At 75.5% G+C, this 8,202-nt stretch carries 6 protein-coding genes and 1 pseudogene; 4 read left to right on the forward strand and 3 right to left on the reverse strand.

Annotated elements, in window-relative coordinates; genetic code table 11:
• The 4 genes and pseudogenes from ACWJ6R_RS25045 to ACWJ6R_RS25060 all read left to right on the forward strand — a co-directional run.
• Positions 1-573, forward strand: a pseudogene (locus tag ACWJ6R_RS25045) (hypothetical protein); the annotation flags it as partial.
• 11 nt (positions 574-584) lie between these two features.
• Positions 585-1,883, forward strand: coding sequence for a DUF6716 putative glycosyltransferase (locus ACWJ6R_RS25050; RefSeq protein WP_449064579.1), 1,299 nt, complete (start codon positions 585-587; stop codon positions 1,881-1,883).
• A 122-nt stretch (positions 1,884-2,005) separates the two neighbouring features.
• Complete coding sequence (locus ACWJ6R_RS25055; protein WP_449064580.1) at positions 2,006-2,620, forward strand: GAF domain-containing protein; 615 nt, start codon at positions 2,006-2,008, stop codon at positions 2,618-2,620.
• Positions 2,599-4,992, forward strand: coding sequence for an ATP-binding protein (locus ACWJ6R_RS25060; protein WP_449064584.1), 2,394 nt, complete (start codon positions 2,599-2,601; stop codon positions 4,990-4,992). The genes ACWJ6R_RS25055 and ACWJ6R_RS25060 overlap by 22 nt, the downstream gene beginning before the upstream one ends.
• A gap of 15 nt (positions 4,993-5,007) precedes the next feature.
• On the opposite strand, the gene ACWJ6R_RS25065 is transcribed toward ACWJ6R_RS25060, so the two are convergent.
• The 3 genes from ACWJ6R_RS25065 to ACWJ6R_RS25075 form a co-directional block, all read right to left on the reverse strand.
• Positions 5,008-6,327 (reverse strand): polysialyltransferase family glycosyltransferase, encoded by a 1,320-nt coding sequence (locus ACWJ6R_RS25065; RefSeq protein WP_449064581.1) that lies wholly within the window; start codon positions 6,325-6,327, stop codon positions 5,008-5,010.
• Positions 6,324-7,250, reverse strand: coding sequence for a glycosyltransferase family 2 protein (locus ACWJ6R_RS25070; RefSeq protein WP_449064582.1), 927 nt, complete (start codon positions 7,248-7,250; stop codon positions 6,324-6,326). Before ACWJ6R_RS25070 ends, ACWJ6R_RS25065 begins: the two co-directional genes overlap by 4 nt.
• A gap of 15 nt (positions 7,251-7,265) precedes the next feature.
• The coding region (locus ACWJ6R_RS25075; RefSeq protein WP_449064583.1) for an N-acetylneuraminate synthase family protein at positions 7,266-8,202 on the reverse strand (937 nt) is incomplete at its 5' end.

Here is an 8,202-nt window from a genome sequence, read left to right on the forward strand (position 1 = left end):
GCCGCCCTCCGGCTCCGCGCCGCCGCCCGGTCGGGCCGGCTGACGGTCTTCACCGCGCTGCCCGTCCCGGACGAGCTGGCCGCGGCCGTACGGCGCACCGGCGCGGAACTGGTGATGCACGACTTCGCCTGGCTGCGCGGCCGGCCGCTGCACGATCCCGGCCCGCAGGAGCGCACCGTCGTGCTGGGCACCTCTCTGGTCCGCAACGGCCTGATCCACCGCGAGCGCTACTTCGCCTGGCTGGCCGGGCTCGGCGCGGCCGGGCCCGTCGCCTACTTCCCGCACCGGCGGGAGGACCCCGACGACCTCGCCCGGGTCGGGCGGCAGCCCGGCGTCACCGTCTACGGCGACGCGGGCCCCGCCGAGATGACCCTGCGCGGGCTGGCCGCGGAGCAGCGGGTGCTGAGCCTGCCCTCCACCGCGGTCACCTCCCTGCGGGTCCTGCTCTCGGCGCGGGGCGTGACCGTGGAGACGGTGCAGGTCCCCGACGAATGGTGGACCCCCCGGGCGGCGCCGTCGCTCCGGTCCCATCTTTCGATGTTCGCCCATCACGACACTGGAGCCGTTCGTTGAAGGTCCTGGCCGTGGCCGACTCGGATTCCTACCTGAAGTGGGCGGCCTGCCTGCTCGCGGGCCTGCCCGGAGGGTGCACGACGGAACTGGCGGTGCTCCGCACCCCCATCACGCCGTCGCCGGCCCAGATCCGCGCGGCGGTCTCCGGCTCGGCGCCGGGCCGCGCGTCCGGTGCGGCGGCCGGCCCGCCGGTGCTGTCGGCCCGGGGGCTGCGCCGTACGGCCGAGCGGTTCCGGCCGGACGCGGTACTGGTCGCCTGCACCGGGCCCGTGGTGGACGTCCTGACCGCCGAGGTGCTCGCGGGGCTGTCCCCCAGGCCGGTATTCGTGACCGGCTTGCCCGGGATCTCCGTCCCGGCCACCGAGAAGGCCTGGCTCTTCCGGAGCGGGTGCGACCTGTTCGTGCTGCACAGCGGGCGGGAGGTCGAGGAGTTCTCGGAAGTGGGCAGGAGACTGGGCGGGGGCGGGCAGGTGGGGCTGGCCCGGCTGCCCTTCCTGCGCACCGGCGGTCCCGCCGATCCCCTCGGTCCCGCCGCTTCCGGTGGACACGAGCGCTTCGGCGGCCTCGACGGCCGTGGTGCCCCCGGTGCTCCCGGGGTGCAGGAGGGCGCGGCCGCCCCGGTACGGCCGCGCGACCGGGTGGTGTTCGCCACCCAGGCCAAGGTGCCCCGGCGGCGCGAGGACCGCGAGCGCGTCCTGCTCGCGCTGGCGAGCCTGGCCGAGCGGCGCCCGGACCTGGACGTGGTCGTCAAGCTCCGGGCTCTGGCCGACGAGCGCCAGACGCACAACGAGCGCCACCACTACCAGCGCCTGTGGCAGGAGCTCGGCGGGCGCTCCGATGCCCTCCGCTTCGCGGCCGGCCCGATGCACGAGCACCTGGCCGCCGCGGCGGGGTTCGTCACGGTCAGCTCGACCGCCGCGCTGGAGGCCATCGCCTGCGCGGTGCCGCTGCTGGTGCTGTCCGACTTCGGGGTCAGCGCCGAAATGATCAATCTCGTCTTCGAGGGGAGCGGAGTCCTCGGCACCCTGGAGGACCTGTCCGAGGGGCGTTTCCGCACGCCGGACGAGGCGTGGTGCGAGGCCAACTACTTCCACGGCGACGGGGAGAGCGACTGGACCGGCCGTCTGGTCTCCCTGGTCGGGCAGGCGCGCTCCGGCCGGCTGACGCCCGCGGCCTCGCTGCTCGATGGACCCGGGTACGCCGCCGCCCGGCGCCGTGCCCGGCTGCGCGTGGAGGTACCGCCCGATGTGCTCCGGATCGGCTACCGGGCCAAGCGGCGGATGCGCCGCTACCTCAAGGCGCTCGGCTGAGGAGAAGCGCCGGGCCGGCACGAGGCACGGGGCCGCCGCCGGGCGCGGTGCCGGATCACACGGTTCACACGGTTCACACGGGGCACGGACGGGGGGGGTGCATTTGATGGAGGTGGCGGACCATGTGCTCGGCGCGCCCGGCGTCCTCGACGGCCGGTGACGCGCGGCGGCTGGAGGCGCTGCGTGCCACGGGTCTGCTCGGCGCCCCCGAGGTGCCCTCCCTGACCCGGCTGGCCGATCTGGCCGCCACGCTGCTGGAGGCGCCCGCCGCGCTGGTGGCCCTGGCGGACACCGAGGAGCAGGTGGTTCTCGGCGCGGCGGGGCCCGCCGTACGGCCGGGGACACGGCGGACCCCCCTGCGGGACTCCCTGTGCGGGCGCGTCGTGGCGCGGGACGCGCCGCTGGTCGTGCCCGACGTCCGGGGTGACGCCCGGACCGGAGGGCGGTGGCGCGGTGATCCGGCGGTCCCCGGGCTGGAGGCGGGGTCGTGCGCCGGGTTCCCGCTCCGCGCGCCGGACGGCGGGGTCCTGGGGGGCGCTGGGGGTGATCGGCGGCCGGGCCCCGGCGGTGGCGGGCGGCGCAGCTGGACGCGGCCGAGGACATCGCGGCGATGGCCGAGGCGGAGATCGGGTCGCGGCTCGCCGAGGGCGAGGCGCTGCTGGCGGAACGCCGGTCGCGCGCGGTCCTCGACCGGGCCCATGACGCGTTCGTCTCCATGGACGCCGAAGGAGCCGTGACGGAGTGGAACGCCGCGGCCGAGCGGTTGTCCGGCCGGCCGCGGGCGGAGGCCCTGGGCCGGCGGATGAGCGACCTGATCATTCCCCCGCGGCTGCGGCAGGCGCACGAGCGGAGCCTGCGGCGGGTGCGCGAGACGGGCGGGTCGGCGCTGGCCGGCCGGAGGCTGGAACTGGCGGCCGTCGACCGGGACGGCCGGGAGTTCCCCGTCGAGCTGGCGATCCAGGCCGACACCGAGCACGGCGAACCGGTCTTCCACGCGTTCCTGCACGACGTCACCGTGCGCCGGACGGCCGAGGAGGAACTGCGACGGGAGCGGACCTTCCTGGCGGCGCTGCTCGACAGCCTGGAGGCCGGGGTGGTCGCCTGCGACGCCGACGGCAGGGTGGCGCTGTTCAACCGGGCGCTGCGCGCCGTGCTCCGGGCCTCCGAGCAGCCGCTGGACGCCCGGGAGTGGGCCGAGACCTACCACCTGATGGCTCCGGACGGGCGCACGCTGCTCCGCCCGCAGGAGGTGCCGCTGGCGCGGGCGTTCGCCGGAGAGCGGGTCGAGGGCGAGCAGATGGTGGTCTCCGCGCCGGGTCTCCCGCCACGCCGGTTCCTGGTCAACGGCCGCCCGATCGACGCCTCCGACGGGAGCCGGCTGGGCGCGGTGGCGGTCATGCAGGACATCACCGACCGGCACCGGACCGAGGTCCTGCGCGACGCGCAGCGGGCCGTCGCGGAGGCGCTGGCCGACGCGTCCTCCGCCGAGGAGGCCGCCGGCTGCGTGGTCGCCGCAGTCGCCCGGGGGCTGGGCTGGGCCTGCGGCGAGTACTGGCACGTCGGCGACGACGGCGCCGCCATCGTCCGCACCGCCTCGTGGACCGCGCCGGGGCGGGATCTGTCGGGGTTCACCGGTGACGAGCGGGTCGCGTTCCGCTCCGGCGTGGGCCTGCCCGGCCTGGTGTGGGCCACCGGCAGGGAGGTCTGGGTCCGGAACCTGCCGTCCGATCCCCTCGGCTTCATCCGCCGGGAGGCCGCGGCGCGGACCGGGCTGCACGCGGCCGTCGGCCTGCCGGTGCGCAGCGGCCGGGAGCCGCTGGGCGTGCTGGCCTTCTTCGCCGAGACCATCGAGGAGCCGGACCGGGAGCTGGTCGCCCTGCTCGACGGCGTCTGCGCCCACCTCGGGCACCACCTCGAACGCCGCCGCGCCGAGGAGCTCGCCCTGGCGCTGGAGGCCGGCCGCCGCCACTTCGACCGGATCATCAGCCAGCTCAACGACTACGTGTGGACCCTCGAGGTCTTCCCCGACGGCACGTTCCGCGCGGTGTACGCCAGCCCGGACGCCGGCGGGATGTTCGGCGGCCGGCCGGCCGAGGGCGCCGACGTGCTGGAAGCGGCGCTCCCCCGCGTCCACCCGGAGGACCGGGCGGCCGTGGACTCCTACCTGCGCGTGCTCGCGTCCGGGGAGGCGGCGGAGACCGTGTTCCGGTTCCGCGGCCTGGACGACGTCACCCGCTGGCTCTGGTGCCGCGCCCGGCCCCGCCGAGAGGACGGCCGCCTGCTCGTCGACGGCATCTCCAGCGACGTCACCGAGCACTACCGGCTGGCGGAGGAGCGCGAACGCCTGCTGGCGGAGGAGCAGCGGCAGGTCGAGCGCCTGCGGGACCTGGACCGGATGAAGGACGAGCTGGTGGCCGTGGTCAGCCACGAGCTGCGCTCCCCGATCGGCGCCATCCGGGGCTACACGGAGATGCTGCTGGACGATCCCGGCCTGGCCGGCGAGCGGCGGTCGTTCACCGAGGTGATCGACCGCGAGAGCGAGCACCTGCAGCGGCTGGTCGACGACCTGCTGGACCTGGCGCGTTTGGACGCCGGGCGGGTCGGCGTCGACCCGCGGCCGGTCTCCCTGGCCCGCCTGGTGCGCAGCGCCGTCGAGGACCACCGGCCCGCGACCGTCGTCAAGCGGCTCACCCTCACCGCCGACGTGAACGGTCACCTGCCGGTGCGCGCCGATCCCGTACGGCTCCGCCAGGTGCTCGACAACCTGCTCTCCAACGCGGTCAGATACACGCCCGCCGGCGGCTCCGTCACCGTCACCGCCGGATGCGAGGGCGACGAGGCGGTCGTCGCCGTCGCCGACACCGGCATCGGCATCCCCGTCGACCAGTACCCGCGCCTGTTCGACCGGTTCTTCCGCGCCTCCACCGCCCAGGAGGCCGGGATCGAGGGCACCGGCCTGGGCCTGTCCATCACCAAGGCGATCGTCGAGGCGCACGGCGGGAGCGTCGCCGCCGCCCCGCGCCAGGGCGGCGGCACCGTCTTCACCGTCCGCCTGCCCGCGGGAGGACCCACGGGAGGACCCGCCGGAGGACCGGCTCGGGGGAGCTGAACCCTCCTCCGCCCGTCAGGAGCGCGCCCGGGACAGCCGCCGCCGCAACCTGGCCAGCGTTCTGGAACCGGGTGCGGCGGGACCCGCGGGCAGCAGGCCCAGGGCGGTCAGGCGCTGCCGCTTGAAGTAGCGGGCCGGGCCGTGGGCGTCCAGGTAGGCGGCGGCCTCCGCGCGCAGCTCCGGGTAGGCCTCGCTCTGCATGCAGTAGCCGACCGCGCGCACCAGCGCCCGGACGTCGACCGGCGGAGGCCGGTCGAGCGACCCGTCCGGCCGCAGCCGGGGCAGGAGGGCGTCGGTGATCGTGACGGGCACGCGGTTGCTGTTCTCGTACGGCGTGAGCCGTTCCAGGACCAGTTCCCCGCCGACGGTGGCCGCCTCCAGGCCGAAGTGGCGCCGGGCGGTGAGCAGGGCGGTGGAGAAGCAGCCCACCACCGGCTCCGGGCGGAGCGCCGCGAAGCACGACTCGGCGGGGACGGTCCCGTCCGCCACCGAGAGCCGGACGCCGAGTTCCGCGGCCACCTCGCGCAGCCGGCGCGCGTGCCGCCGCCCGGCGGCCGGATGCGGTTTGAACAGCACCGACTCGCAGCCCCGCGCGGCCAGGGCGCGCAGCATGTCCGCGTACAGCCCGTCCTCCTCGGCGGGGGTGACGACGCCGAGCGCCGACAGGTACTGCCCGAGGATCATCCCCGTCCCCGTCCCCGTCCCCATCCCCGGCCCGCCGCCCGCCGTGCCGTCCGCCGGTCCCGGGATCCCGCCCAGGAGGCGGAGGAAGGACGGGCCGGAGACCGTCCGCGCCGGCACGCCGTACTCCGAGAGCAGGAGCGGGGCCAGGCCCGGCACCAGGTCGAGATGGAGCAGGCGGGTGATCCGGCCGGCGATCTCGGCGGGCAGCGGGTCGCGGGTCGGGCCGTAGCTCATCAGCCCGTCGGAGTAGACGGTGACGGGGCAGTCCCGCAGCAGCCCCGCGATGGTCCGCGCGGGGGGCACCGCGACGGACTCGACGACGAGCTCGTCCGGGCCGTCGCCCAGCTCCAGGTGGGAGCGGAGCAGCCGGCCCGTCATCGGGACCTCGATGACGCGGGCCCGCCAGTCCGACGGGTGCATCGGGGCGATGATCTCGTTCCACGACCGCACCTCGTCGAAGCGCGGGCGCAGCGCGGCGAAGCCGGGGGCCTCGTCCAGGGCCGGGGTGATCTCCGGGACGGCCGCGTTGTTGGAGACCAGCAGGATCCGGCGGCCGTCGCGCGGCCCGAACGCGCCCTCGTCCAGCGCGGCGGCCAGGGTCGCGGCGCCGAACAGGGTGGAGGCGTAGAACAGCTGGGTCCTCGTGCTCATCGGGTCTCCAGGAGGCGGCGCAGGATCTCCTCGCGCCCGGGGTCCAGGCCGACACCGGGCAGGTCCGCCGGGAGCCGCCGCAGGGCCTCGGCGCCGCGCCGTTCGAATCGGGCGCGCAGCTCGGGGGTGAAGCGTTCGCCCAGCTCCAGGTGGTGGGCGAGCAGCGCGCGGAACTGGCGGACCGCCTTGGGCGCGAACTCCTCGGGAAGGTCGGCGAAGACCAGGTCGAAGGCGTCGAAGAAGTGCAGCTGGCGCTCGTCGCCGACCTGGGTCAGGGAGCCGGGGACCATCCGGCGGTAGAACACCCCGGTCAGGGAGACCACCGCGAACGAGGCGGCCTCGCGGTGCAGCCGCCAGATCCAGGGCCGGTCCTCGGCCGTGTGCAGCCGGCCGGGGAAGGCCAGCAGGTCACCGAGGCCGCGCCGGTAGATCCCGGCCCAGGCGTAGGGGTAGTCGACCATGGTCTTCGACCGGGCCGGCAGGATGTGCTCGCGCGGTTTGAGCACCGTGTTCCGCACGGCCGGCGGCGCCCGGTGGGTCACCCGCCTGCGGCCCTCCGCCTGGACGTGGTCCACCCGGACGAAGTCGCAGCCGAGGTGCTCGATCGCGCCGACGAGGTCGGCGAGGTAGCCGGGGGCGAGCCAGTCGTCGCCGTCCATGAAGCTCACGTAGCGGCCGGAGGCCAGCGAGAGCCCGAGGTTGCGGGCCTCGGCCAGGCCCGCCGGGGTCTCGTTGCGCAGCACGACGAGGCCGGGCAGGTCGTCGCGGAAGTCCTCGACGACCTGCCCGGTGCCGTCCGCCGATCCGTCGTCCACGACGACGAACTCGAAGTCCGGGCGCGCGTTCCGCACGAGCGAGGTGAGCGCGTCGGAGACGTAGGGTTCGGCGTCCCGCACCGGGACGACGACCGACAGCTTGATCAAGGCGGTCCCCCGGCGTCAGACGGTGACGCGGCGCAGCCGGGCCTTGGGGGCCTCCTCGCCGGGGAAGACCCGCTTGACGCCGTCGCCGAGCGCGGTCTCGATGATGCGGATGTCGCGCACCAGGTGCTCCAGGCCGGCCGGCTCCAGCGAGGCGGCGTGGTCGGATCCCCACATCGTGCGGTCCAGGGTGATGTGCCGCTCCACGGTCACCGCGCCCAGCGTGACGGCCGCCAGCGAGATCTGCAGGCCGCGCTCGTGGCCGGAGTAGCCGACGGGCACGCCGTACCGCTCCTGGAGGGTGGTGATCGCGCGGAGGTTGGCCTCCTCCGGGGGGAGCGGGTAGGTGGAGGTGGCGTGCATCAGCACCAGCCGGGAGGTGCCGAGGATCTCCACCGCCCGGTCGATCTCCTCCAGCGTGGACATGCCGGTGGACAGGATGACCGGCTTGCCGGTGGCGGCGAGCGCCCGCAGCAGCTCCAGGTCGGTCACGCCCGCCGAGGCGACCTTGTGCGTGACGACGTCCATGGACTCCAGGAACTCCACCGACGGCACGTCCCAGGGGGAGGCGAACCAGTGCAGGCCGCGCTCGGCGGAGTACTTCGCGATCTCGGTGTACTCGGCGCGGCCGAACTCGGTGCGGAGCTTGTACTCCAGGTAGGTCATGGCGCCCCACGGCGTCTGCCGGATCTGGTCGCGCTGCTCCGGCGGGACGCAGATCTCCGGCGTGCGCTTCTGGAACTTGACGGCCTGGCAGCCCGCCTGCGCGGCCACGTCGATCAGCCGCCGGGCGGTGTCCAGGTCGCCGTTGTGGTTGATGCCGATCTCGGCGATCACGTAGACCGGCTGCCCGGCGCCGACCAGCGCGTCACCGATCGGGACCGGCGGGGGAGAGGCGATCGGGACCGGCCGGGGGGAGGCGACCGGGCGGAGCTCCGCCCGGGGGGCCGGGGCG

The sequence above is a fragment of the Planomonospora algeriensis genome (assembly GCF_977012225.1).